General features: G+C 52.3%; 23 protein-coding genes. 9 read left to right on the top strand and 14 right to left on the bottom strand.

What is annotated here, in order from left to right; genetic code table 11:
- Positions 1 to 23 precede the first annotated feature (23 nt).
- Positions 24 to 1,040 (top strand): SDR family oxidoreductase, encoded by a 1,017-nt coding sequence (locus HII30_RS01075; protein WP_169503071.1) that lies wholly within the window; start codon positions 24 to 26, stop codon positions 1,038 to 1,040.
- Positions 1,041 to 1,157: 117 nt separating this feature from the next.
- Here HII30_RS01075 and HII30_RS01080 read toward each other — a convergent pair whose 3' ends face one another.
- Positions 1,158 to 2,558 carry a sodium/glutamate symporter gene (locus HII30_RS01080; protein ID WP_169503072.1) on the bottom strand — a complete coding sequence of 467 codons (1,401 nt, stop codon included), beginning with the start codon at positions 2,556 to 2,558 and terminating at the stop codon, positions 1,158 to 1,160.
- A gap of 204 nt (positions 2,559 to 2,762) precedes the next feature.
- Between HII30_RS01080 and HII30_RS01085 the strand changes: the two genes are divergently transcribed.
- Positions 2,763 to 3,263, top strand: a complete 501-nt coding sequence (locus tag HII30_RS01085) for a cupin domain-containing protein (protein WP_169503073.1) — start codon at positions 2,763 to 2,765, stop codon at positions 3,261 to 3,263.
- Between the two features lie 108 nt (positions 3,264 to 3,371).
- Here HII30_RS01085 and HII30_RS01090 read toward each other — a convergent pair whose 3' ends face one another.
- From HII30_RS01090 to HII30_RS01115, 6 genes are all read right to left on the bottom strand, one after another.
- Entirely contained in the window at positions 3,372 to 4,724 is a 1,353-nt protein-coding gene (locus tag HII30_RS01090) for a sodium-dependent transporter (protein WP_169503074.1), read from the bottom strand.
- Between the two features lie 85 nt (positions 4,725 to 4,809).
- Complete coding sequence (locus HII30_RS01095) at positions 4,810 to 6,105, bottom strand: glycosyltransferase (protein ID WP_169503075.1); 1,296 nt, start codon at positions 6,103 to 6,105, stop codon at positions 4,810 to 4,812.
- Positions 6,098 to 6,241 (bottom strand): hypothetical protein, encoded by a 144-nt coding sequence (locus HII30_RS01100; protein ID WP_169503076.1) that lies wholly within the window; start codon positions 6,239 to 6,241, stop codon positions 6,098 to 6,100. Before HII30_RS01100 ends, HII30_RS01095 begins: the two co-directional genes overlap by 8 nt.
- A 39-nt stretch (positions 6,242 to 6,280) precedes the next feature.
- Positions 6,281 to 7,156, bottom strand: a complete 876-nt coding sequence (locus HII30_RS01105) for a GGDEF domain-containing protein (RefSeq protein WP_169503077.1) — start codon at positions 7,154 to 7,156, stop codon at positions 6,281 to 6,283.
- 110 nt (positions 7,157 to 7,266) lie between these two features.
- Entirely contained in the window at positions 7,267 to 8,379 is a 1,113-nt protein-coding gene (locus tag HII30_RS01110; RefSeq protein ID WP_169503078.1) for a glycosyl hydrolase, read from the bottom strand.
- 287 nt (positions 8,380 to 8,666) lie between these two features.
- Positions 8,667 to 9,578 carry an FRG domain-containing protein gene (locus HII30_RS01115; RefSeq protein ID WP_211184356.1) on the bottom strand — a complete coding sequence of 304 codons (912 nt, stop codon included), beginning with the start codon at positions 9,576 to 9,578 and terminating at the stop codon, positions 8,667 to 8,669.
- Positions 9,579 to 9,722: 144 nt separating this feature from the next.
- Here HII30_RS01115 and HII30_RS01120 point away from each other — a divergent pair, with 144 nt between their 5' ends.
- Positions 9,723 to 11,138 (top strand): hypothetical protein, encoded by a 1,416-nt coding sequence (locus HII30_RS01120; protein WP_169503079.1) that lies wholly within the window; start codon positions 9,723 to 9,725, stop codon positions 11,136 to 11,138.
- A gap of 58 nt (positions 11,139 to 11,196) precedes the next feature.
- On the opposite strand, the gene HII30_RS01125 is transcribed toward HII30_RS01120, so the two are convergent.
- Positions 11,197 to 15,600 (bottom strand): glycosyl hydrolase 53 family protein, encoded by a 4,404-nt coding sequence (locus HII30_RS01125; RefSeq protein WP_246245936.1) that lies wholly within the window; start codon positions 15,598 to 15,600, stop codon positions 11,197 to 11,199.
- 293 nt (positions 15,601 to 15,893) lie between these two features.
- Between HII30_RS01125 and ypfJ the strand changes: the two genes are divergently transcribed.
- Positions 15,894 to 16,736: a KPN_02809 family neutral zinc metallopeptidase gene (gene ypfJ, locus HII30_RS01130; protein WP_169503081.1), complete on the top strand. Its 843-nt coding sequence runs from the start codon at positions 15,894 to 15,896 to the stop codon at positions 16,734 to 16,736.
- A 103-nt stretch (positions 16,737 to 16,839) separates the two neighbouring features.
- Here ypfJ and HII30_RS01135 read toward each other — a convergent pair whose 3' ends face one another.
- Positions 16,840 to 17,685, bottom strand: coding sequence for an ABC transporter ATP-binding protein (locus HII30_RS01135; RefSeq protein ID WP_169503082.1), 846 nt, complete (start codon positions 17,683 to 17,685; stop codon positions 16,840 to 16,842).
- Between the two features lie 273 nt (positions 17,686 to 17,958).
- On the opposite strand from HII30_RS01135, the gene HII30_RS01140 reads away from it, so the two are divergent.
- On the top strand, positions 17,959 to 19,011 hold the full coding sequence (locus HII30_RS01140; protein ID WP_169503083.1) for an FAD-dependent oxidoreductase: 1,053 nt from the start codon (positions 17,959 to 17,961) through the stop codon (positions 19,009 to 19,011).
- 112 nt (positions 19,012 to 19,123) lie between these two features.
- On the top strand, positions 19,124 to 20,017 hold the full coding sequence (locus tag HII30_RS01145) for an aminoglycoside phosphotransferase family protein (RefSeq protein WP_246245908.1): 894 nt from the start codon (positions 19,124 to 19,126) through the stop codon (positions 20,015 to 20,017).
- 264 nt (positions 20,018 to 20,281) lie between these two features.
- Here the strand turns inward: HII30_RS01145 and HII30_RS01150 are convergent, their stop codons facing one another.
- The 3 genes from HII30_RS01150 to HII30_RS21510 are packed head-to-tail and all read right to left on the bottom strand — an operon-like array spanning position 20,282 to position 21,354.
- Positions 20,282 to 20,530: a hypothetical protein gene (locus HII30_RS01150; RefSeq protein WP_169503085.1), complete on the bottom strand. Its 249-nt coding sequence runs from the start codon at positions 20,528 to 20,530 to the stop codon at positions 20,282 to 20,284.
- Between the two features lie 13 nt (positions 20,531 to 20,543).
- Positions 20,544 to 21,152 (bottom strand): helix-turn-helix domain-containing protein, encoded by a 609-nt coding sequence (locus tag HII30_RS01155; protein ID WP_246245910.1) that lies wholly within the window; start codon positions 21,150 to 21,152, stop codon positions 20,544 to 20,546.
- Complete coding sequence (locus HII30_RS21510; RefSeq protein ID WP_246245912.1) at positions 21,100 to 21,354, bottom strand: DUF6597 domain-containing transcriptional factor; 255 nt, start codon at positions 21,352 to 21,354, stop codon at positions 21,100 to 21,102. Before HII30_RS21510 ends, HII30_RS01155 begins: the two co-directional genes overlap by 53 nt.
- A gap of 159 nt (positions 21,355 to 21,513) precedes the next feature.
- Here HII30_RS21510 and HII30_RS01160 point away from each other — a divergent pair, with 159 nt between their 5' ends.
- From HII30_RS01160 to greA, 3 genes are all read left to right on the top strand, one after another.
- The gene (locus tag HII30_RS01160; RefSeq protein ID WP_169503086.1) at positions 21,514 to 22,032 is read left to right on the top strand and encodes a VOC family protein; all 519 of its coding nucleotides are present in this window, start codon (positions 21,514 to 21,516) and stop codon (positions 22,030 to 22,032) included.
- A gap of 279 nt (positions 22,033 to 22,311) precedes the next feature.
- Complete coding sequence (rlmN, locus tag HII30_RS01165; RefSeq protein WP_169503259.1) at positions 22,312 to 23,373, top strand: dual-specificity RNA methyltransferase RlmN; 1,062 nt, start codon at positions 22,312 to 22,314, stop codon at positions 23,371 to 23,373.
- Positions 23,374 to 23,424: 51 nt separating this feature from the next.
- The gene (gene greA / locus HII30_RS01170) at positions 23,425 to 23,907 is read left to right on the top strand and encodes a transcription elongation factor GreA (protein WP_169503087.1); all 483 of its coding nucleotides are present in this window, start codon (positions 23,425 to 23,427) and stop codon (positions 23,905 to 23,907) included.
- 428 nt (positions 23,908 to 24,335) lie between these two features.
- Here greA and HII30_RS01175 read toward each other — a convergent pair whose 3' ends face one another.
- Together HII30_RS01175 and HII30_RS01180 are read right to left on the bottom strand one after the other, a co-directional pair.
- On the bottom strand, positions 24,336 to 24,524 hold the full coding sequence (locus HII30_RS01175; RefSeq protein ID WP_169503088.1) for a hypothetical protein: 189 nt from the start codon (positions 24,522 to 24,524) through the stop codon (positions 24,336 to 24,338).
- A gap of 24 nt (positions 24,525 to 24,548) precedes the next feature.
- Positions 24,549 to 25,397: an alpha/beta fold hydrolase gene (locus HII30_RS01180; RefSeq protein WP_169503089.1), complete on the bottom strand. Its 849-nt coding sequence runs from the start codon at positions 25,395 to 25,397 to the stop codon at positions 24,549 to 24,551.
- Positions 25,398 to 25,499: the final 102 nt, after the last annotated feature.

Here is a 25,499-nt window from a genome sequence, read left to right on the forward strand (position 1 = left end):
CAAATTTTCGGAGGTGTACACATATGAAAGCGCTTTTTATTGGAGGAACAGGCACGATCAGCTCGGCGATCACCCGCTCGCTGCTGGAGCAGAACTGCGAGCTGTATCTGCTGAACCGGGGAAACCGGAATGACGAGCTGCCGGAGGGAGCACATCTGCTGACCGGTGATATCCACGATGAGAAAGCCGTGGCCGACCTGATTCGGGATCTCGATTTTGATGTAGTCTGCGATTTTATTGCTTTTCATCCATCTGATCTTGAGCGGGACTTCCGTCTCTTTCATGGCAAAACGAAGCAGTTTATATTTATCAGCTCGGCCTCGGCGTATCAGACCCCGCTGTCCCATTACCAGATTACCGAGGGTACGCCGCTGTCCAATCCATATTGGGAGTATTCCCGCAACAAAATCGCCTGTGAAGAGTATCTGATGACCCAGTATCGGGAACAGGGCTTTCCGGTTACGATTGTCAGACCCAGCCACACCTACGGTGAACGTTCTATACCACTGGGCGTACATGGCAGCAAAGGAAGCTGGCAGGTGGCCAAGCGGATGCTGGAAAACAAGCCGGTGATTATCCACGGGGATGGGACCTCATTGTGGACTATGACACATAACCGGGATTTTGCCCAAGGCTTTATCGGGCTGATGGGCAATATTCATGCGATCGGTGAAGCGGTGCATATTACATCGGACGAGAGTGTGACCTGGAATCAGATTTACGAGATCATCGCCGATGCGCTGGGCGTTAAGCTGAATGCAGTACACGTGTCCTCCGAGTTTCTGGATGCCTGCAGCCAAGAGGATTTCCGCGGATCACTGCTCGGTGACAAGGCCAACACGGTTGTCTTCGATAACAGCAAGCTGAAAAGACTGGTGCCCGGATTTACAGCGACAACGCGTCTGGATCAGGGAATCAAGGAAACGGTGCAGCATATATTGGCACATCCGGAGCTGCAGCAGGAAGATGCGGAGTTCGACGCCTGGTGCGACCAGATCATCAGTGCACTGAACGCTGCCGCACAGACGTTTCAGAGATAAGGCGAGAAATCAATTATATAAAATATGCAAATATAAAGACATGGCGCCAGCAGGGATGATTCCCATGGCTCCATGTCTTTTACTGTGTTCCAGCAGTCTATCGCCGCCTTGACCAGATCATTTTCTGCCAAAATAAAATATACCGAGACCTCCCCATAAAATCATCAGCACAGCTGCCGCGATCAGCACAGAAACAGGGCCAAAGGCTTGAATCAGCGGCAGAGAGGCCGCGGTGAACAGGCCTCCGCCGAGAAAAGGTTCAAAGATGACCTGTTTGTATCCAAAGCTGTCGAATGCAGGCGTCTTTTTATCAGGATCGACCATTTGCAGCAGCAGCATGCCCGTGGTCGTCATAGCCGTAGACTGACCATATTCCACGATGGAGCGCTCTGCCCAGTGGTTCGGCATCATCTTTTTGGCCAGTACGAGCGCGCCGAAGATATTCCAGGACATCCCGAAGAACAGCAAAATCAGAAAGACGTAAATATGCTGCCCGATTTCTGATAAGGAGATGGAGGCGATTGCAGCCACAATCAAGATGTCCAGTGCAAAGCCTTGGATCCGCAGGATCAGCCCCCGGTCAATCAGCTTATACGGAAGGAAGCGTCCATGCGCCCATTGGAGCAGTACGCCTCCGACAAGAGCCAGCGGAAACAGCGGGATATGCTTGATAATATAAACATCATAAGCGCTGCCCCAGGTTACTTCCTCCAGCCAAACCATACCCCACAGAAGGAGCATTCCGATCCCGATGGCCAAAAATACAGCAATCAGATTGGTTGTCAGAGAGTCCAGGGACTCTGAGCGGGTGGTTTTATGTCCGGCTGGGATATCATTATCATCAAACCGTCCTTCCTTTTCGGGACGGGAGCGGTCTTCGGGTTTTGCGGCCGAATTCGTCAGCCCTTTACGTACCGCCACATTCACAAATAATACGCCTGTCACAAGACCCAGAATAATGCTCGAAGCGGCAAGGCCCATAGCCAGATCGGCACCTTCAGGAAAGCCTACACTTTCGAAAGTGCTTCTTAAACCCGCGGCAGTGCCGGTCCCGCCCTGAAAGCTGATCTCAATCAACGCCCCTGCCATGGGGCTGATCTGAAAGAAAGGCCCCAGGATCAAAAGAAACAGGAGCAGCCCCACCACGTACTGTCCCCAGCCCATCGTCATCCCGTAAGAGACATGGGGGCCGGCATCCTTCCACATTTTTTTGACTGCCGGAATGGGGCTGCCCAGAAACAGGGCAGCAAAGATAACCGTGATCGCAATATCGGGAATTCCTTTCATCACCTGAAATACACTGTCTGTGTACACACCAGACGATAAACCATCTATGCCTAACCAGGATGCGGCCTGTCCCAGGATGTCTTTGCCGGCAAGCAGTCCGATCAACCCGCCGATCAAGGAAGCGGGAATAAAGAAATTTTGCAGCACCTTCCAGCGAATTCGCAAAGTTTTGCCAGCCGCCAGCAGGATTCCAACAAGCACGAGTGCCAGTAATACCGGATGAAGCTCCATAGAATGTGAAAACCTCCCTTAACAAACTGGGCAGCAACGACACAGTGTCCTCCCACTTGACCTATACCCGCTCTCTGACCATGCAAACAGAATAAATGGAATTGTGACTTATATATCCAGAGAAATGGAAAAAGCGTTTAAGACAGCAGCATCCCGGGTACAGAAAAGGCAAGGAAATCTTTAGGCAGAAAGGGAGCGATGATGATGGAAACACCGATTCAATCTTTTTTCATGAAGGATGACGGCGAGGTTCCGAACCACCCGGACCTGCCGGTCATTGTGTATAAAGGCGTGTTTAAGGATGGCCCTGGCGGGATCGAGTCTGCCTTTAACCGTCACGGGTGGACAGGCAGCTGGAGCGGCGGTGTGTACGACTACCATCACTATCATAGCAATACCCACGAAGTGCTTGGCGTAAGGTCAGGCAGCGCGACCGTGCTGGTCGGCGGAGATGCCGGGGAACGGCTTGAGCTGGCGCAGGGTGATGTGTTGGTCCTGCCCGCAGGCACAGCACATAAAAAACTGGAGAGCAGCCCCGACTTTGAGATAGTAGGCGCTTATCCAGGAGGCGGTACGCCAAATATGAGAGAACGTAATCCCACCGACCGGGCTCAGTCGATCGCAGAAATCCGGAGTGTCCCGGTTCCGGACAAAGATCCGGTATTCGGGGATGAAGGACCGCTGCGTCATAAATGGGTGAAATAAAATATGAAAAAGCCGGGTACAGAAGCTAATCAGCTTCTGTACCCGGCTTTTGTGTTGTGCGTCTGAGTCTGGGGCCAGACGATAAGGCTCAGACCGCGCAGGTCCGCCTTATTGCAGGCTGATCACTCCCGAGGCATGAAGCAGCACGAGGAGCACCAGTATTGGCGCGATAAAGCGCATCATGAACAGCCATACCTTGAACCATCTGGCTTTAAGCCCTGCAGCCTCGGCTGCATTCTTCCAGAAGTAGCCTACGAACACGGTCGTCGCCAGCCCGCCGAGCGGCAGCAGAATGTTGGAGGCGATGAAGTCCAGCCAGTCAAAGAAAGACTTGCCGCCCATCTTGGTAAGGCCTTCTACCAGTCCGAACGATAGCAAAGAAGGCAGGCTTACCAGGAACACCAGCACCGAAACAAGAATTACAGCTTTTGTTCGTGCCAGCCGCAGCCGTTCCATAACATAAGAAACCGGCACCTCAAGCAGCGATACCGTAGAGGTCAGGGCAGCAAATGCCAGCAGGACGAAGAACAGCCCGCCGAAGAAAGACCCGAGCGGCATGGCCGAGAAGGCTGCCGGGAGGGCCATAAAGACCAGGGAAGGCCCTGCATCGGGAGCAATGCCAAAGGATGCAATCGTAGGGAATACGATCAGCCCTGCAATAAAGGCATAGATCAGATCACCGACGCCGATGGCGACGCTTGCTGATCCCAGCGACTGACGCTTGTCCATATAAGCCCCGAAGGTCAGCATAATCCCCATGCCCAAAGACAGGGAGAAGAAGGCATGTCCCAGAGCAACGAGTGCGGACTCTGCGGACAGCTTGGAGAAGTCAGGGTTCAGGAAGAAAGAGATACCTTCTCCCGCGCCGGGCAGCGTCACGGCACGGATCATCAAAACGATCAGCAGCACGACAAGTGCCGGAATCAGCACCTTGTTAAATTTTTCAATGCCGCCGGAAATTCCTTTCAGGACCACAACCGCCGTAACCATGATAACAACGACCTGCCATACAAGCGGCATATAACCGGATGTCAGCGCGCTGAACTGCCCCTCAAAGTCTGTATTGCTGTACAGCTCACCGCTGAAGGACAGCACCGCATAATGCAGCGTCCAGCCCGCAATGATGAAGTAGAACGACAGAATGAGAAATGGTGCCAGAACCTGCATCAGACCGAACAGGCGGAATGCTTTCGGGCCGCCCGCTTTACTGTAGGAGGAGGCGGCACTGCCCCGTCCGCTGCGTCCGATTGCCAGCTCGGCTACCAGAACAGGCAGGCCAATCAGAATCAGACAGATGATGAACAGCAGGAAAAATGCCGCCCCGCCGTTCTCACCGGTAATGTACGGAAACTTCCACATGTTGCCCAGTCCGACGGAGCTGCCGATGGCCGCCAGAATGAAGCCCCTGGAGGAGAATCGTTCTGTCTTGTCAGATATAGTTGAATTTGGCTTCGAATTCATAAATAACCTCCAGTCTGTATTATTAAGTTTTATCATTATACTTCATATTATAAGTTGAAGTCATGAAGAAGAATCAGGCAGAAGCTTATCCGAACCGCTGCGTCTTGTACCAGGTGCTCTTGCGCCCTGTGATCCGGTCTCTCAACATGGAGTAAAAGGCTTTGATGGAGATGACCAGGAATAACTGCGCATAGGTGAAATAGGACACACAGGACAAGATAAAGTTTCGCGTGTTGCTCTGCCCGATATCACTGGCCAGCGCGAGATTGATCTGGAGCACATAAAGATAATACATCAGCGCCCAGGCAATAATCAGATATACATAGACATCCCCCTGGAACTGGAACGGCGAGACGATATCTGGATTAAAGAGGTTCAAAATCCAGTACACAATATTGGCTACAAAAATAATATCTGACACAATAATCGCAATCATGAACCAAAAATAACTGGAGGCATAATAGAGCACATGCAGCTTGATCCGCCAGGTGGACCGGTCAAACAAATGATGGAAATTATCGGTCACTACCCGGTAATTTCCCTTGGCCCAGCGTTCCCGCTGTTTCATATAGACGCCAACGTCCTCAGGTTCCTGCTGATAGGCTTCCGCCTGGGGAGCGAGGGCAATCAGCTGGCCGCGGGACAAGATCTCGAATGAGATGGCGGTATCCTCTGTAATGGCTTCTTCATCCCAGCCGCCGATGTCCCGCAGCAGTGAGCTTTTCACAATGAAATTAGTGCCGGGAATTGTACCCAGCTTAAACAGCTGCCATAGTCCGGTATGATGCACGCGTTGAATCGTGACCAGCTCCAGATTGATGCAGCGGGACAGGAAGTTCTGTCCTCGGTTGCGTGCTTTATTGCGTCCGAATACTGCGCCGTACTTCTCCGGCTGTTCCATCGCTTTTTGAGTCAGGAATAACAGCGCGTTCTTCTCTGGCGCAGCATCGGCATCATAGATGCAGATCCAATCCCCTGTGGCATGCTTCAGGGCATCATTCAGTGCGCCGGACTTGCCCCCGGTGCCTGTCCGCTCGAGGATAAAGAGATCCCGGTCTTCATAGCTGGTACGCGTCTTCAGCTCATGAAGTTTGGCGGCCGTTTGATCCGTACAATTGTCTGCCACCACAATGACCTGCAGCTTATGGGCAGGGTAGTTCATCTGCAAAATATGCTCCACCGTCGCTGTAATGACCAGCTCTTCGTTATGGGCCGGGACCATAACCGTAACTGTGGGGAACTCCTCCAGATTGACAGGCGATTTCAGTACTTTACGATTCTGTTTGCGAAGATACAAGATGGCTCCCGACATAATAATGATGGATTCAAACACCGAAATCCAGATACTGATAATCGAGACGACGAGCAGAATATCAGCCACTGAATTTCCCCCTGTCATATTTTTTGTTCACCTTTGAACGGAAGCTTAAAGCAGCTACGGTCAGGGCGATAATGGAAATGCCGAACAGGATGCTGATACCAATACATAAAGGGATAAACCAGGACAAGTAATTCATCGGCCAGCCTCCTTGGTTTAAGAGATTAACGATAAAAGATTAGATATACTCCCCGATCAGGTCAGTCTCCGTGTTGCGCTCCAGTGCAGCAATGACGGCATCAATATCACCGTATTTGCTGAACTGGTCTTTCTGGAATACGAGGGCGCCGGCGCGGATCACCAGCTTCAGGGGACGGCCCTTTTTATCGGCAAAAGTAAGCCCCATCATCGCCGCCTTAATCCGTTCCGTCAGGCTCTTGAAGTGTTCCGGCTTGGTCAGCGGACACAGGATAATGAAACGTCCCTTATCAATGGAAAATTTATAATCCTCGTAACGGATCTGTTTCTGGATTGTGTCTGACAATTCCAGCAGCAGCTGGGCATAGCGCCGGGATCCTAACGACTCCCGGACAAGCGGCAGGAAATCCAGCTTGAACATCGCCATACAAAACCCGTACTGATCACCATAGCGGTTCGCCAGGTTGGACTGCTTGACCACGGTTTCTGCCAGTGATTCTTTATTGCCGAGTGTGGTATCAAGATCAACGTCCGGATTTGTCTGCTTCAAGGCTTCCAGCCGTTCGATAAAACGTCTGCTGCGAACCAGCCCGCTCCTTATAAATGCCGCAATGATGATATTTGCCGGAATCATGAGGATCCAGGAGAAGGTCAGCACATTCAGCGGGGCATAGGCAGACAGCCACACAAAATAACTGACCAAGAAAACAAATACGATCACGGTTGAAATGCCAACTGGCAGAAAGAAACCTAGAAGCAGAGCGACAAGGGTCGACAGGCTGAGCCCAAGATCCAGCGCCGTGAAGGAAGAATCCAGGTATATTTTCAAATAGATGAGCAGCCTCTGGACCATGACCAGGACAATCAGAAGGAAGTACCCCAGTTCCACGTTCCGCATCGGCGTCTTGTGTTTCATAGCATCCATCCTTTTCCCATTCACCTTGCGTTATTGCGAATGATTTGAATATATTAGTATATTAGATCATTTTAGTCGACAAATTTTGCAAAATGTAGAACAGAATATTGCTATTTTTGTGAAGGATTGTGTGATTCCAGGGTCTTTTCTGCCAACAGAGGAAACAAATTATCAAACATATGCGTATTTCCACCCGATACATATCCACCGGGGTATGCAGGATCTCCATCTCGGAACATCATCATCCGGCTGTACAGCTGCTCAGCCCACACCGTATCCCCGGTTTTCAAAGACAGCAGTATCGCAAGTCCGTATACGGAAGGGGATTCATAGGATACATCCGGGGTGCGGTTTATTCGGTGATAACGGCCATACAATGTACCTTTAGAGCGAAATTCCTCTTTCAAAAAAGAAATGAGCGGCTCGGGCGTCTTGAGTTCAGCCAAGTGCATGCCGGTAATTAGTTGGTCGATTAGATTCACTGAATCGTCATACCGGTACTTGCCTGTTGTGACCAGCACGTCTTTGGGATAAAATACTCCGTCATTCGGCATGTCCAGTAGTAGCTTTTTGTGCAGGTTGTAGTTATGCGGTGTCAGTAGTCCATGGTCTACCATGGCCTGCATCGCTGAAATATCCACATATACGAGACTCAGCCGGTCCGGGGACTGTCCATGCTCAAAGTCGTGAAAGTCCACGAAATAATCGTTCACTGTAACAGAATCCTGCAGCGTACGGCTGATCTGTTCCGCCAGCTTCATATAACCCGGATTGTCCCATATCTCATGGGCATCCAGGAGCGCTTTGATGATCCGAAGGTCATCCCCCAGGGCATTCGTGCTTACTTTGGATTGACCGTCTGCCTGCAGCTTCCAGCGCACATATCCTTCAGGGGCCATAAAGTAGGTGTTAAGGTGCCCCACACTTTTATCCACCTCAGGCCTGTCCTGCGCCAGAACCGCAAACTGCATCCACAGTCCGAGCGATTCCGACAAGGCCTCTCTGCCTGAGACGATATCAGGATCTGTCGAAGCGGCATCCCTCAGGTATGTAGCCAGTGTACCGTTTTCGTTGCGCATGAATTGTTCGATGAACTGATCGGTCATGGTGTGATGCTCCTTGAGAGGTTTGGAAAGCATGATTTTTGCCAAAACGACAGCTAACAATAGCGATAATACGACAATAATTATGAATATATACCAGTTTTTAACCAGTTTTTGCATGTTTGCACCCCCGTTTTACAGAATGATGACGACTTGCCGCGACAATAAAGCTTCTGTTACGATAGGGCCAGCAAAATGAACAAAGAGCCTTGTACCTGTCATGGGGATACCTTTAGCCATCCTTTTTTTGGTATAACCCATATCGCATCTGTAATGAAACGGCAGAGCTTGTACTGCAATTCATGTATATCCAGAAGATGAGCTGGAGCAAGCGAAGTAGCTTTGTTATCAAGGCCGTACCCCAGTCTGCATGTACCTGCAGGCAAAAGGGTACGGTCTTTTTGAGATCAAGAAGGGGTAATCCGGGAAGAGAGGGTCAGCTTTTTGGAAGCGCCAGGCACCACCATCGCATCTTCCGCCCGGATTTCACGCTGAATGTCAGCGGCCGCCCGGCTGATTTCGGGAAACAGATCATGTTGTGTAAGTCCGTAGTGTCTCAGCTGTTCGTTGATGGTGACACGGGCTTCTTTCTCCAGCACGATTTTGTACAGATACTTGTTGGCATCCGGCAAGAGGTTCAAAGCTACCGTTCTTCGGGTCACCGGGTAGACGGTGAAGGTGCCGGCCTGTTTGATAATACGCGGGTTATTCAGTGGACCGATCGCAGCGGCAGCTTTGACGTTGTCCGTCTTGGCGTCTGGACCGAAGCGGGTGTTGAAAGCAGGTTCCGTTGCATTCGGAATATATCCCGGCTCCAGAAAGTCGTAAAACTGAAACGCCTTGTTCAGCTCTACGGGATTCAGAAACCATACAGCCGGATCATTCTCCGCTTCTTCCTCCGTAGTATCTGGATCCACAGCGAACAGCAGACCGATGAGCGCTTCACGCGACCAGTCCAGCAGACGTGTCGGTACACCGTAATGCTGCATCATAAAAAGCCATCCCCAATATGAATCCCGGTCCTCGGAAAATGGGAAATACGGCACGTCGCCCACGTAAGGATAGGCAAGGGAGCGGAACTTGGATAAGTATACAATTTCAGCCTGGACACCAAGACCTCGGGCGATCGTCGGCTCCAGGTTATAGTTGGTGTTCTTGACGCCGCGGAACCAGAGCTCATGCTTCAGCGGCTGGCCCGGCGGACAGATCAACGCATATATTTCATCCACGGCACGCAGATACTGCTCCACCGTACGGACGCCTGTGATTTCCATAATTCCATTCGGACTGGAGATACAGGCTTTGGCAGCCTTCGTCATTGGCGTAATCTCCTCTCGTATTGGCTCTTGATATCAGGGTATGTGCCTATGCCCGGCTTTGTTCCTGTCTATCAAGAACATTTGCCTATGCCCAAGCATACGGTATAGCACCACGTTTCAATGATGAGAGGGTGTGGTCTTACAATGGGCATTTCATTAATGGGAATTCATTATGTGTATCTGGCGTTTATCGTGTTGATTCTGGCGCTGATGATCCGGCGGCGGGATACTACGATGATCTGTGTGACCGGCATTTTTGCTCTGGGCCTGCTGGCTGCACAGACCCTGGTCGGGTCGGTTTCGGGTGTGTTTAACTCTTTCATCTATGCTACAAAAGAGCTCATGGGCACGATCATGATCATCTCCATCATTGTCGCCATGAGCCGGGTGCTGATCAATACAGGCATCAATGAGACGATGGTGGCTCCCCTGACCCGGTTCATCAAAACACCGGCCATGGCTTTCTGGGGAATCGGCCTGATTATGATGCTGACGTCCTTCTTCTTCTGGCCCTCTCCTGCGGTCGCTTTGATCGGCGCTGTGCTGCTGCCGGTAGCGGCGCGTGTTGGGCTGCCGGCTCTGGGTGCAGCGGTGGCGATGAATCTGTTCGGCCACGGAATTGCCCTATCCGGGGACTACATCATTCAGGGCGCACCGAAGCTGACTGCGGATGCTGCCGGTATCCCGGTGGCCAGTGTCATGCAGGCGAGCCTGCCGCTGGTTGTCATTATGGGCCTGGTCACGACGGTGGCCGCATTCTGGATGATGCGCCGGGATATGAAGAACGGAACCTGGCGGGATGGTCTGCTGGCCGAACGGTCAGCAGCAGGAGCACTTCGGGGAAGTGACAGCGAAGAGGGTACGCCGCCTGCCTTGTCCCCGGCCGTACGGCGCTGGCTGGCCGTTATTATTCCGCTTCTGTTTCTGGCCGATGTGGCCGCCATGTCGGCCCTTAAGCTTCAGGGCGGGGATGCGACAGCATTGGTGGGCGGAACCGCGGTCCTTATTCTGGTGGTCGTCACGCTGTTGGCACACCGGAATCAGGGGCTTGAAAAGGTGACGTCCTATATGATCGACGGGTTTGTATTCGGGTTTAAGGTGTTCGGGCCCGTCATTCCCATTGCGGCCTTCTTCTACCTTGGCGATGCGGCGTTTACCGAGTTGTATGGTGCTGTGCTGCCGGAAACTTCGCATGGTATCGTGAACGATCTTGGTGTCGCTCTCGCCGGTATCGTGCCGCTTAATGGTGCGGTTGGCGCGGTGACGCTGACGATCACCGGAGCAATCACCGGCCTGGACGGCTCCGGATTCTCCGGCATTTCCCTGGCCGGGTCGATCGCCCAGCTCTTTGCGACAGCCACCGGTTCGGATGCGGCGACATTGACGGCATTAGGCCAGGTAGCCGCCATCTGGGTCGGAGGCGGAACGCTCGTCCCGTGGGCGCTGATCCCTGCGGCTGCCATCTGCGGCGTCAGTCCCTTCGAGCTGGCACGCCGCAATCTCAAGCCGGTGCTGATCGGGCTGCTGGTCACCACAGCGGCTGCGGTATTTCTCATCTAAAAAAACCCGCAGGATGTTCTCCAAGAAGGAGACGTCCTGCGGGTTTTACTTGGCTCTTTTACCGCTCGTATAAAGCAGTCAGCATACTGCTGATGATGACCGCGGCCTGTGCCCGCGTTGCGTGCTCTTTGGGAGCGAAGGTGCCGTTACCCATGCCTGCGATAATACCTGCACGCTGGATCGTGGAAACCGCATCCGACGCATAAAGGGAGATCTGCCCGGCATCTTTGAATACAGCAGGTTCGGCAGTCTGATCATCAAGGGTCAGTCCTGTCATGGTGACCGCCTTGTTCAGCATGACAGCCATGTCCTGCCGGGTAATGGGCTCCTGGCCCGAAAAGCTTCCATCCGGCTTACCTTGTACAATACCCAATTGCTGTGCACTTGCAGCGGCGTCGTGGTACCAGATATCAGCCTGAACGTCAGTGAAGCTGCTTGCTGCGCCAGTCTGCACAAGGCCCAGAGCATGCATGAGCATCTGAATGAATTGGGCGCGGCTCACCTGTTTCTGAGGTGCAAACTCGGTGGTGCTCATGCCTTGGATAATGCCTTTGGCCACCAATCCTTCGATCTGGTCTTCAGCCCATGCGTACCGGGCGATATCAGTGAAGCGGACAGGCTCGTAAAGGGCTGTATACATGCTGAAATGTGGTGCCTTGAAAGAAACCGTCTTGACCTGTGCATCATAGCGGACGTGGTTGATTGCTTTAAACTGTCCATCTGCTGTCACATGGTAGATGACGATGCCGCTGGCCTTCTGTCCCGGCTGCAGTGTAAATGGCATGGATACTTCCACCTGGCTGCCCTGCCACTCGAGATTACGGCCATCGAGTGTCATCTGGAAATCATAGGCCGCCTGACGGGCGAGCTTGCGCTGAGCCGCTGCCGGCAGGTCTGCATGGTTAACCTTCCCTAGGATCAGATTCAGCTGTGAAGCTGCCGTCACTTGGCCGTGAATCAGATCTGCTGACAACCGGATGCTGACCTCCGGAGTCTGAATCCGTACAAACTTTACATTTACGTGATTCTTCAGTTCCTTCAGCCAAGCAGCCGGAATCTGAACAGCCACGTTGGCAGCCCCCGCTGGTGGAGCGATCAGCAGCTTCACTTCCTCGTCTGTGGCAGCCTCAGCCGCTGCGGAAAGAGATGCGAGGGATGCTGCAGCACGGTACGTTCCGCTTTCCAGCGTGCCGGTCAGTGTTACGGTTGAACCGGAGTCCCCTGGTGATGGAGAGGGAGGCGCTGCGGTTACAGGCGGAATTGAGGGTACCGCCGGTGTGGAAGGACCAGGCTGTGGTCCCGGCACTGGCTCAGGTCCAGGTATCGGACCGGGATCTGGTGCTGGTTCCTCGGTGTCAGGCTGCTCACTGCGCCGTGTCAGTCCATCCAATGCTGCCGTTAGTGCCGCCGCGGCAGCTTCAATGTCGGAAGTGGAGGCTTCGCCGTCTTCCATAATGATCCCGGCATGGCTCCATGCCGTCTGAAACGCTTCCCAGCTGGATGATGTATAGTCTGAGACTTTCAGATTTTGTCGCTCTGCATCAGTTATCTTCTCAGACAGTGCGGTTTTATCTGCTGGGAATACTCCTTGCGCTGAGAAGTCCATCATACCGACCCAGATGGTCTGTGCTTCTGTTATAGTCACTTTGATATAACGTGCGGTAACCGGTGAAGGAAACACGATTTTAGGATCGGTCGATACGATGACATCGGAAGTTGTGTCTGCGACTTCAACATAGTGCTGATCGTCATCTGAAACCTCGATCTTGAACTTGATGCCTCCGGACCACATTTTCATTTGAATTTTGCGGATCAGAGCAGGGTCGCCAAGGTCTACCTTCCACCAGCTGCCTGCCCCTTGATCCGTACCCCAGGATGTATTGGGATTGTCGTCTACAGCACCTGCCGGAGCATTGCTCTTCCCTCCGCCTGTGCCGGCACTGGTAGAGGCTTCGGCCGTCTTGCCCGCGGCCAGCTGCTGGAGCTGTACCAGGCTTCTAAGAGCTGTCTGGAGCTCGGCCAGCGCCAGCTCCACCTGCTCCTGATCTACAGTTTGCCGGTCATTGACCTCAATGGCCGCAACCAGGGCAGCCTGCACATAGGCCCAGCTTCTCTGCGTGTAGGACGAATCATCCATGACACGTACGCTGGCGATCAGGTTTGCCAATTCGGTCTTATCGATATTGGACAAAGCCTCCAGCGCTGTCCTCAGGGCGGACAGCGTGTGATCTACTTCGGCCTGAGGCGCCTGTGCATCATTGAGCACATCCAATGCTGCTTGAAGGGCTTTCTGCAGCTGGGTCCATGTATATGCCGACCAGTCTGACTGCTGTTTGCCCTGCGCTTCAGCGATCGCTGCCTGAAGAGACTCCTTATTTACCGATATAATCTGCAGTCCTGCAATAATCGCAGAAAGATCAGCAACAGCCGTATCTATATCGGATTGGGTGACACGATTCTGTGTGTACACGCTGTTGTAAGATATTTGGGCAGCTGCAATTCCATCCTGCAGGAGCTGCCAGCTTGAGGCATCTACATCAGAGGCTGTATACAGCTTCGCTTTATTCAGCCATTTCTCCAGCTCCATCCGGTTTGCCGGTGCGTAGGTCATCCCGACCTTGAACGCATCCAGAGACGGGAGGGCATAGCCTTTATAGGAGTATCCTCCATTCCCTGGGAACTCGTCGTAATTAAACATAGCCTGATTCTCCCAGGCATCCCCCTCGGAATCTATCCAGCCTACATTGGCCGCAATCCACGCCGGCTCCCAGTAGAAGAATCCCAGGCCTTTGCCGTCCGGCACGTCCGCTAAAGCATCCATCACTGCTTTAGTCGCATCGAACTGTCCTTGTACGGTTGCGGGGAAGGTCGCTCCGCCGATGAGCTGGGCTGTCGAGCCGAGTACATTGGCATGAGCATCCCCGTTTTTGAAGCTGAAAGGATAGGAAGTTTCAGCGATGATAACTTCTTTTCCGTATTCTGAAGACATGCGGTCCATCGTGTTCTGGATATCAGCAAAGGTGCCGTGCCAGAACGGATAATAGGACAGACCAATAATGTCGTACTCTACATGCCGGCTCTTCAGCTCACTGAAAAACCAGTTAAAGGTGTCATACCGGCCTCCTTCGGCAAGGTGAATCATAATTTTGACATCTTCACTGCCGGAAACCGCACGTACACCTGCAACACCGCTCGTAATATAGTCAGCGGTTTTGTCAAAGTCAGGTACGCTGTTCTTGTCATTGAGCAAGCCGCTGTTAATTTCGTTGCCGATCTGCACCATATCCGGCATTGCCCCGGCGTCCTTCAGTCCTTGAATGACTTCAGTCGTATAGGCCTGAAGGGCATCCTTCAGCTCATCATGGGTAAAGTTTTTCCAAGCCTTCGGTTTGATCTGTTGTCCGGGATGCGCCCATTCATCGGAATAGTGGAAATCCACAAGGAGATTCATTCCTTTTTGCTTGACGCGTTTCCCCAAACGGATGACATCATCCTTATTGTTATAGTACTGGTCTCCATGGAAATTCGTCATGTTCGGATCGTTCCAGACTCTAAGACGTACATAATTCACGCCACGGTCCTTCAAAATATCCAGCAGATCCCGCTCAACCCCGTTGCTGTCATAGTAGCGCCCGCCATTATCTTCGATCGCTGTGAGCGTAGAAATATCTACACCGCGGATGAAATCCTCACGATAACCTTGAACCTCCACAGTGGCAGAAGGCTGGACGGATGCCCCTTCCACCGTACCCTGTACAGCAAAGCTGACGCCGGCTGTCGAGTACTGGGCAGGATCTATAGGGCTCCACACGACATCCACCTGTTCCGGAGTATATGTGGAGTAGGTTGCCGTTACTTGTGCCGGCAGCACGGGTGGAATGCCTGCAGGTGTAGTCACTTGTACCGGGTTGTACGAGATGATGTCGGACGGCGGTTTGACGACGGCCTCTCCCCACACCTTCAGTTCTTGGATGGCCGGCCACCAGGTTGTGCCGATATAGAACGGAATGGAGATCCGTACATATCGCACATCCGTTTCCTCGAATGTATTTCGGGCTGTCTGTTCCAGCAGGGTATTGCTGCTCTGGTCCGAAGCCACACGCCAATCGCTGCCATCAGCGGATACTTCAACACGGTACTTGACCGGCCCGGAATCCCATTTTCCAGGCTGATTTCCCCATGTGATTTCCGTACCGGACAAGCGGGTTAACTTGCCCAAATCAACCATCAGCCATGCGTCCGAGCCATTAATGGCACCGGAAGCTTCCCAACGGGTATCCGTCTTGCCGTCCACCGCATGCTGTTCAGGATGCGATGTATTGACCGAACTGGCAGTAACCGTTTTCAAATAAGCCAGGTTTACCACTTCTGCTGCAGCTGCAGGTGCCGGGTACCCTATGAATTGGGACACAAGCAGCACCATAACGAGCAGTGCGCTCATGGTTCTTTTTCTGCTGTGCATCAAATGAAATTCCTCCCTTTTTATGTATACTTGATCTTGCTATCTTCATTATCAGGAGGTCTCACCCAAGAAAACATAGTACAATGCCAACATTTCAGCAGTTTTAACAACGGCTGCTTGTTTGGCATTGCGGCGGCAGGTGCTTCCATCGATCCATGCCTGCTGAGCAGTCTGATTTACCAGGATTGTCTGTGGGATAACTTGCGGTTGTTGGGGTATATCTCTTTATAGAGATTCAGAATATGAGGAGATGTCCTGAAGACTTTTGGTACATATAAAAGGAGGATAAAGTTATGCAGTGGAAAGGCAGAAGGGCCAGTTCCAACGTCGAGGACCGGCGGGGCCGCAGAGGACCCGGACTGGTCGGCGGCGGAATCGGCGGGATCATTCTGGTACTGGTTATCACGCTGCTTGGCGGCAATCCCGGTGATCTGCTCGGGGGCCTTGGCGGTGATTCCTCCGGCAGTAAGGCTCCTTACACGGAGACGGCAGATGAGCAGGAGCTGGCCCAGTTTGTGTCGGTTGTGCTTGCTGATACGGAAGATGTCTGGACAGAGGTGTTCAAGAAAGAAGGGATGACTTACCAAAATCCGACCCTCGTTCTGTATACGGGCAGTGTTCAATCCGCTTGCGGCACAGCGGGGGCCTCGGTAGGGCCGTTCTACTGTCCGGGCGACCAGAAGCTGTACATCGACCTCAGTTTCTATGATGAGCTCCGGCGGGAGTTTGACGCACCGGGCGATTTTGCGATGGCTTATGTCGTAGCCCACGAGGTCGGACATCATGTGCAGACGCTGATGGGCACCTCGGAGGAGCTGGCGCAGAAACGCCAGCAGCTGAGCGAGGCAGAGTACAACAAGTATCAGGTCCGGTTCGAGCTGCAGGCCGATTATTTGGCAGGCGTCTGGGCCCACCATGTCCAAGGCGAGAACTTGCTGGAAGAGGGCGATCTGGAGGAGGCGCTGACCGCAGCCAGTGCGGTCGGGGATGATACCATTCAGAAGAAAGCCCGGGGGTACGCCGTGCCGGAATCTTTCACACACGGCACCTCTGAGCAGCGGAAAAGCTGGTTTTACAAAGGTTTTGAGAGCGGTACGCTGAAGGGAGGAGATACGTTCAGCGCCTCAAATCTGTAGTGTCAGTCGGCTGTTCGCCGCAGCATAGGGGTACGTAAAAAAAGATGGTCCCGATTCGGAAGCTGTTCTTCCAGGGGCCATCTTTTTTATATATGCAGCGTTCTTAAGCTCCGGCGCTGACGGGAATGCGTTCCTCAGGTACAGCGTGGAGTACGGTTGATTCGTCTTTGACGAGATTATACGTCAGGCACATCGGTTTGCCGGTACGAGGATCCTTGCCAATGGCTGCATCAATATGAAACACTTCGCGCAGCACGTCAGGGGTAATCACGCTCTCGCAGCTGCCAGCCCGCACAATCTCGCCGTCCTTCATCGCAATAATATGATCTGCAAACCGCGCGGCCTGATTCAGATCATGCAGAACCATAACGATGGTGCGGCCCTGTTCCTGATTCAGCTTCTGCAGCAGTTCCAGCACTTCCAGCTGATGGGCCAGATCCAGATAGGTCGTCGGCTCATCCAGAAAAATAATTTCAGTTTCCTGAGCCAGTGCCATCGCAATCCACACCCGCTGCCGCTGTCCGCCGGACAAGGCATCAACCGGGCGCTGCTTGAATTCCAGCGTGCCGGTGACCTCCATGGCCCAGTCGATCACGTCATGATCGCGGGACGTGAGACGGCCGAAGCCCTTCTGATAAGGGAACCGCCCGTAGGATACCAGTTCGCCCACGGTCAAGCCGCTGGCGCTTTCAGGGGATTGGGGAAGAATGGCCATTTTGCGGGCGAGCGCTTTGGTATCTTCTTTTATGATCTGCTTGCCATCCAGAAGGATCGTGCCCTCCTGATGGGCGATAATACGGGTCATTGCTTTCAGCAGTGTAGATTTGCCGCAGCCGTTGGCACCAATAATGGTTGTAATTTGTTGATCCGGGATGTCGGCACTCAGCTGCTTTACAATCCGTCGTTCACCATAGCCGACGCTCAGGTTTTCCGTGTACAGGCGAGACATGGGTACCCTCCAATGGAATTGAATGTATTTTTGTATGAATTCGTTATATGGACTTTTCGTTATATGGACGATATGGATTATCGTATCAATCACCGGACCGATCATCATGGATCGTCTCCACAGTGATAATCATTCTCAAATATCTACTGTCTTTACTTTAAAGGCAAATTCATTCCCATGTCAACCATATTTATGTTGTAAAACAGGAAGAAAGAGAGTATATTTTAATGAGAATGATAATCATTTACTGTATATTCCAAGGAGTTGAATAACGTGGAACGTCAGGATTTGTTTGATGTAACGATTATTGGCGGAGGCCCTGCAGGGCTTTACTCCGCATTTTATAGCGGCCTTCGGGAAATGAAGACCAAGATTATCGAGTTTCAGCCGCAGCTCGGCGGCAAGATTCATGTGTATCCGGAGAAAATGATCTGGGATGTCGGCGGCCTGGCTCCCCTCCCGGGTGCCAAGCTGATTGAACAGCTGGTTCAGCAGGGACTGACCTTTTCACCGGAAGTGGTGCTGAATGAGAAAGTGACCTCGATCGAGAAGAACGAGGAGGGTATCTTCGTGCTGGAGACAGCCTCTGGTGTCACTCATTACTCCAAGACCGTAATCGCGGCTTTTGGACGGGGTATTCTGACTCCGCAGAAGCTGAAGATTGAAGGTGCAGAACGCTTTGAGGTGTCCAACCTGAACTATACCGTCAAATCGCTCAAGCAATTCAAGGACAAAACCGTGCTGGTCTCGGGCGGAGGGCATTCTGCGGTGGACTGGGCGAATGAGCTGTGCCCGGTGGCAAAGCAGGTGTACGTGGTATGCCGCAAAGACACCATGACCGGCCATGAGGCACAGGTCGCCCAGCTGATGAGCTGCGATCAGGCGAACTGCATGCTGCAGCAATCCATCAGCAAGCTGATCGCTTCGGACAATCATGAGATGATCGAACGCGTAGAGCTGACTTGTCTGAAGACAGGCGAAGTCACAGAGATCGCTGTTGATGAAGTGGTCATCAATCATGGCTACGATTGGGATAAGGAGCTGATTGCGAACAGCAAGCTCGACATTCAACTGGACGAGGAGAGCTATATTGCCGGAACGGTAATGGGCGCATCCTCTGTACCGGGGCTATTCGCCGCGGGTGATGTATTAAGGCATGAAGGCAAGCTTCGTTTAATTGCGGGCGCTTTTCAGGATGCTGCCAATGCCGTCAATCAGGCGAAGCAGTATATTCAGCCGGATGCCGCGAAGACGGCGATGGTGTCCTCCCACAACGAGCAGTTCAAGCAGCGCAACCGCGAGCTGGTGAAGCAGATGCTGTCCTAAAGACACCGCTTGTGTTCCGCTGACCGGCTCATCATGACGGATATAGAGAGGGTGCAGCGAATTGGGAGATTATGAACGTGAGGAGCAACTTTCACCGCAGCTGCGTAATTGGATGATTCAATCGCTGCAGGAGCGCGGAATAAGCGGTCCGGAGCTGATCGATAGTGCGCGGCTGAAAGGCGGGATTTCTTCTATCTTACACCGTGTGTCTGTTGAGGCTGGCGGCGATAGGTCAGAATGGGTGTTGCGCCAGTTTCACGATGAGCAATGGCTCAGCATGGAGCGTGATCTGGCTCTGCACGAAGGCGAGAGCCTGCAGCAGGCGGCATCGGCGGGTCTTCCCGCTCCGCGTCTTGTGTCATGGGATGAAGACGGACGCCTGGCTGGAAGACCCGCCGTGTTGATGACGAAGCTGGAAGGTTCGGTCGTGCTTGTCCCCAGTGACACAGAGGCTTGGCTCGATGGGCTTGCAGCATCTCTGGCTGATGTTCACCGGTTTGAAGCACCAGATTTTCAGCGGGAGTATTTCTCGTATCAGGATGCTTCGCAGCTGGGCACACAGCATTGGTCATCGGTTCCAGAGGCGTGGGACCAAGCCATTGCATATGTGCGGGACCAGCCCAGGCCCGAATTCAGGCGACACCTGATTCACCGGGATTACCATCCGGCCAATGTGCTGTGGGATGGGGGAGTAGTGAGTGGCATCGTCGATTGGGTGAATGCCTGCCGCGGTCCGGCCGGCGTCGATCTCGGCCACTGCCGGATTAATCTCGCCATGCTGCATGATGCAGAGACTGCAGATGCTTTTTTAGCCCGGTATGAGCAGCATGCGGGGAAGGACTTTCAGTACGACCCCTATTGGGATCTTCGGTCCCTGATCGACATTCTGTTCGGGCCCCCGCAGGTATATGAGGGCTGGACCGATCTGGGCGTAACCGGACTGAGCGATGCCTTGATGGCAGAGCGGCTGGATCGATATGTGCAGCGGATATTGGAGAAAATATAGAAGAAGATACAGAAGCGTGAAGGGCTCTTTTTACATAGATCAAGGACAGTGTGCATCATGCGCGCTGTTTTTTTATGGCTTTGGATAAAATAAATATAAAAAAATTACATGTTTAACGTAGAGTGAGAACCAATCTGCAGAAGCGAAGCGTTCGCCTTTATCCCCGGATTTATCCTTATGTGAGTAAAAATTCAAAAAATCCGGGGATAACAGCGATCGGAAGATGGTTCTCAATCGAAGTGGACCTGTGTGTAATTTATAACTTCATTCCAGATGCAGGGACAACACAATAAACAGCGCGTAAAGCACAATTGGAATGAGCAGGCCGACAGCAAGGATGACCCAGGAGGAAGGTGTTTTTATCAGGCAAGCTATTTTTGTCCGGATAGGAACCGTCTCTTTTTTGAGAATGTGTTTTATTTTGTGCAGTTTTCTACCGTCTGTCTCTTGCAGGATCGCTGTCATGAGATCTTTTTGAAGAGCTTCGATTCCGTTGGATCCGCTGTTATTCATGATATGGAGCACCTCACTTTTGAGATTTTTTATAGGCAGCCGGAGATTGGCCAATGACGGATTTGAAATCTTTAATGAAATGGGCCTGGTCAAAATAACCCAGCTGCACCGCCAGCTCCGCCCATGGCAAAGCTTCATCCTGCTCCAGGCGTTCTGCGGCTTCCTGAAGCCGGAACCGCTTGATGACCCATTTGGGCGTGACGCCGACATAACGGCCAAACAGCCGCTGCAGCTGACGTATGGTAAGCCCGCTTATTTCACACATGTGCTCCACCTTGATGATCGACCTGTCGTTCATCGTTTCACTCACAATGGAGGCTGCAAGTTCTGCCTGTGCATCACGTTCCGGCAGCCAGTTCAACATGGCGAGCTCGGCTAGTCTGGCCATGGCCGCATCATCAGCTGCGTTTAGTACGAGATCCCTCCAGGGATGGATGTCATGTCCGAACACATGGGACGCTTCGACCGTCATACCGGTCAGTCTGGACACATTTTGCTGCCAAAACGGAAAGAACCCTCCCGCTTTGAACTTGACGCCCAGCACTGTTCCAGATCCGGATAACGTACGTTCAAACGGACGTGCCGGAATGCCGTACAGCAGCACCCGGCGCCCATTGATCATGCTCGAAGGCCAGATTTACATTGGGATATGACAACACCTTTTGGGAATAGGGAGGATCATCCTGCTGTACGTAGCGGATCGCCCAGAAGTGCTCCACAAAGGGCTTAAGCGGAGGTCCCGGCTCGAAACGGGATAGTGAAAATTTATTTCTTCCTGCCGCTGCGCGCAGAATTCCGCGGTTTGAGCTGTTGATGTCCGTCATTTTGGCAATCCGCCTCCCTTTGAGGAACCTGTCCCAATGTCGCTTTTTTACAATACATGGGGTTTGCTTTTCTATAATAATACTAGAAGACGATGAGTAGATGCGCAACACGTTAGCAGGTTGTTTGGAGAAATAAAATCAAATTTTAGGAGGATCCAAATGGACAATAAGCAGGCTCATGCAGGAGTAACCGGGACGCACACCCATAACGGAATGCCCAAAACGTACACTTCCATTACGCCATTTATCGTGGTGAATAACCCTGGACAAGCCATTGAATTTTACGAAACCACATTTGGAGCTGTGGCTAAAAGTGTCACAGAGGTCGGAGAGGGAGACCGCAAAATGATCATCCACGCAGACATTGACTTTGGAACTGGTTATCTGCAGCTGGGAGCGGTCAACCCGGATTATCATCTTGTTTCGCCACCTGGCGAAGGAAATGCTTGCTACTCCTTGGGCATCTATGTGCCGGATGTCGATCAGACCCTGGCTGTGGCAGTGGCGAACGGCGCTGTGGTCAGAGAACCGGCTGCCGATTTTGTCTCGGGTGATCGGTTCTGCAGCATTTTGGATCCGTTCGGCATCCGGTGGTCGATCATGACACGCACCCAGGATATTTCGGAAGAAGAGAGCTTCCGCAGGGTGGCTGAATGGAGCAGCAGCTTGGGGCAGTGAGAACTGAGGTTATTATGAACAGGCAACGATTAATAGAGTTGTATCAGAGGCTTGCTGCAGCTGAGACACAAAGCGGTTCCGGGATCGAAAGGAAAACTCATGCTGATGCGATGAAAAGTCTGAGGAGTCAAATCCATGAACAAGGAAAATATATCGTGAACCCGAAGCTCCCTTGAAATAGGGGGCTTTTTTATTCCCTGGAAATGCCCTTGTGTTCCCTGCGGAATTTTGGGACAATGAAGGTTGATTCGGATCATGAAGACTGGAAAGGATGCAATAATGAATACACCATCCATTTATGGATTAACTTTAGAACAGCTGACGGCATGGCTTCAGGAGCGGGGACACAAGAAATCACGGGCAGCCGGCGTATGGAACGCACTGTACCGCGAACGTGTCACCAATTTCGGGGATATGAAAGACGTCCATTCGGAATGTGTAAAGCTGCTTCAGGAGCATTTCTCTATTTTGACGCTGCAAGAACATACCAAACAGGAGTCGGTGGACGGAACCGTCAAATTCCTGCTTACCTTGAAAGACGGCAATCTGATTGAAACGGTGCTCATGCGCCACAAGTTTGGTCTGTCGGTCTGCGTGACGACGCAGGTGGGCTGCAACATCGGGTGCAGCTTTTGTGCCAGCGGTTTGTTGAAGAAAAGCCGGGACCTCACGAGCGGCGAGATTGTGGAGCAGGTTATGAAAGTACAGCACCATCTTGACCGTGAAGGACGCGGGGAGCGGGTCAGCCATATCGTCGTGATGGGCATTGGCGAGCCGTTTGACAATTTTGAGCACATGTCCAATTTTATCCGTGTCATCAAGGACCATAAGGGTCTGGCGATCGGTCCGAGACATATCACCGTCTCCACCAGCGGGCTCGCCCCCAAAATCATCGAGTTTGCCGACAGTGATCTTCAGGTTAACCTGGCCCTCTCGCTGCATGCGCCGAACAATGAGCTTAGGACCCGCATCATGATGATTAACCGGGCTTATCCGCTGGAAGTGCTGATGCCGGCGATCGACTATTATCTGGAGAAAAGCAACCGCCGCATTACGCTGGAGTATATATTGCTCAAGGACGTCAATGATCAAAAGGAACATGCCCTGGAGCTGGCTGAGCTGATAGGACACCGCCGGAGTATGGCAAACGTGAATTTGATCCCTTACAACCCTGTGGATGAGCACAGCCAGTATCAGCGCAGCACGCAGGAGTCTATCACGGTCTTTTACGATACGCTCAAAAAGCAGGGTGTCAGCGTCAGTGTCCGGCTGGAGCACGGCACCGATATCGACGCCGCCTGCGGACAGCTGCGCAGCAAGCAGATCAAGAAGGCCCAATAAGGGAACCTAATTAGGGAAAATTATAAATTTATAGCAGGGAGCTGTTGCAACATGGCCCATGAAGAAGAGGTAATTGTTACCGCGGAAGGATATGCGAAGCTGGAAGAAGAGATGCAGTATCTGAAAGAGGTCAAGCGCAAGGAGCTGGCGGAGCGGCTGAAGGTGGCCATCAGCTACGGTGATCTGAAGGAGAACAGTGAATACCATTCGGCCAAGGATGACCAGGCCTTTATGGAGACTCGTATTCTCATACTGGAGAAAATGCTGCGCAAAGCGAAGGTCGTGGACGCCGGCAAGATTGATCTCAACCGGGTCAGCGTAGGATCCATTGCCGTGTTGAAGGATATTGAGTTTAACGAGACGGTCGAATACCGAATTGTCGGCCCGGCTGAAGCGGATGTGATGGACAATAAAATCTCCTATGAAAGCCCGCTCGGCAAAGAACTGATGGGCAAAGAAGTCGGCAGTGTCGTGCACGTAACCGCACCTATGGGTGTCATTCAGTATAAGCTGCTTGAAATTAAAATGAACTAGAGCTGGCGGCAGTGCCGCTATGAAGAAACAGGCCTCCCTTCTGTAGAAGGGGGGCCTGTTTTGGGTGCGTTCGGCTTGGGCGATCACCTGGTGGTGAAAGTCTGGCTGCGGGAGAAATTTTGTTTCTTAGGGGTAACTATATCCATTTTTTAACGGCTTGTACTACCATATCCTGATTTCTGGCGGATGCAGCAGCTAATACAGAATAATTGGCCACCTCCATTACTAGCAACGGTAATATTGGAATTTCTAACGGACACTGAGTCCGTTAGACGTCCAAAATGAGTGCTTTATCATTTCTAACGGACCCTCAGTCCGTTAGAGCGTTTAGAACGCTATTATTAGCGCGGATTTGTGCTCTAACGGACTGTATGTCCGTTAAAAATTGAATATCCCCGTATTTATAGCTCTAACGGACTGTATGTCCGTTAGAGCAGCTTCCGCTTTTGATAGCCTACGCATTTTGTTCTTCGCACCGTAATACACCTTGTTGTCGTCATATTCAGCTTATTCATCGCACCTCGCACTTCGCGTTTCGCACCGTAATGACCCATATTGTCGCCAGAGGCGCTTTCGGCGCATTCCCGCGGCCAGGGCTTGCAATCAGGATCCATCATTCCCGATTCATGAGCCCGGATCCATCACCTTATAAACTGCAGCAGCCCCTGATTGAGCTCCGTCATCTGGTCGATGACCGACCCGTGGCCGCTGTTCTGGAGAATGTACAGATGCGAGCCACGGATGCCCTGCTGCAGCGCACGGCCGCTCTGGATGGGTACGATCTGGTCATGAAGTCCATGGAAAATCACGGTAGGCACCTGGATCCAGGCAAGGTCGCCCCGCAGGTCGCTGTCCCTAAGCGTAACCAGCTGCTGAATGGTGGCGTACGAGGCCCCCTCCAGGCCCATATCTACGAACCAGTTCAGCATGCCTTGGCCCAGGTTGCGATTAAAGAACTGCAGGCTTAAATCCTCCAGCATTTTGGGACGGTTATGTGCGGTCTGCTGGATCAGGTCATTCACCTGGGCTAGCGGCAGGCCATACGGATAGTCAGGACGCTGGGTAAACAGCGGAGCGGCGGCATCAATCAGGACCAGCTTAGATATCCGGTCGCCGCTGTAACGTGACATATACCGGATGGAGATCGCACCGCCGATCGAAAAGCCGACCAGTACGGCATTCCGGATATCCAGCTGCTGCAACACTTCATGAAGATCATCTGCCAGCCGGTCATACGAGTAGCCGTGCCAAGGCTTGTCGGATTGCCCGAAGCCCCGCTGATCCAGTGCAATGCATCGGAAGTCGTACTGGGGCAGCACGTTAAGCTGGTACTCAAACATATTGTGATTCAGCGGCCAGCCGTGTACAAATACGACGGGAGAGCTTCCTGCTCCTGTCCCCGCTCCCGTTTCCGTTCCTGTTTCAGTTCCCGGTTCCGGGCGGATATCCTGAACAAAGAGCCGGACCCCGGGTTCAACCTCAATATACATCGGTACGAAACCACCTTTCCTTGAATCCAGAAATGCGGGTAAAGGTTAAAGCGTATCTTTCGATGTATATGCGGTCAGGGGTTGTCTGCAGCTCTTTTTTTA

Source organism: Paenibacillus lemnae, assembly GCF_012933385.1.
GTDB lineage: Bacteria > Bacillota > Bacilli > Paenibacillales > Paenibacillaceae > Paenibacillus_AQ > Paenibacillus_AQ lemnae.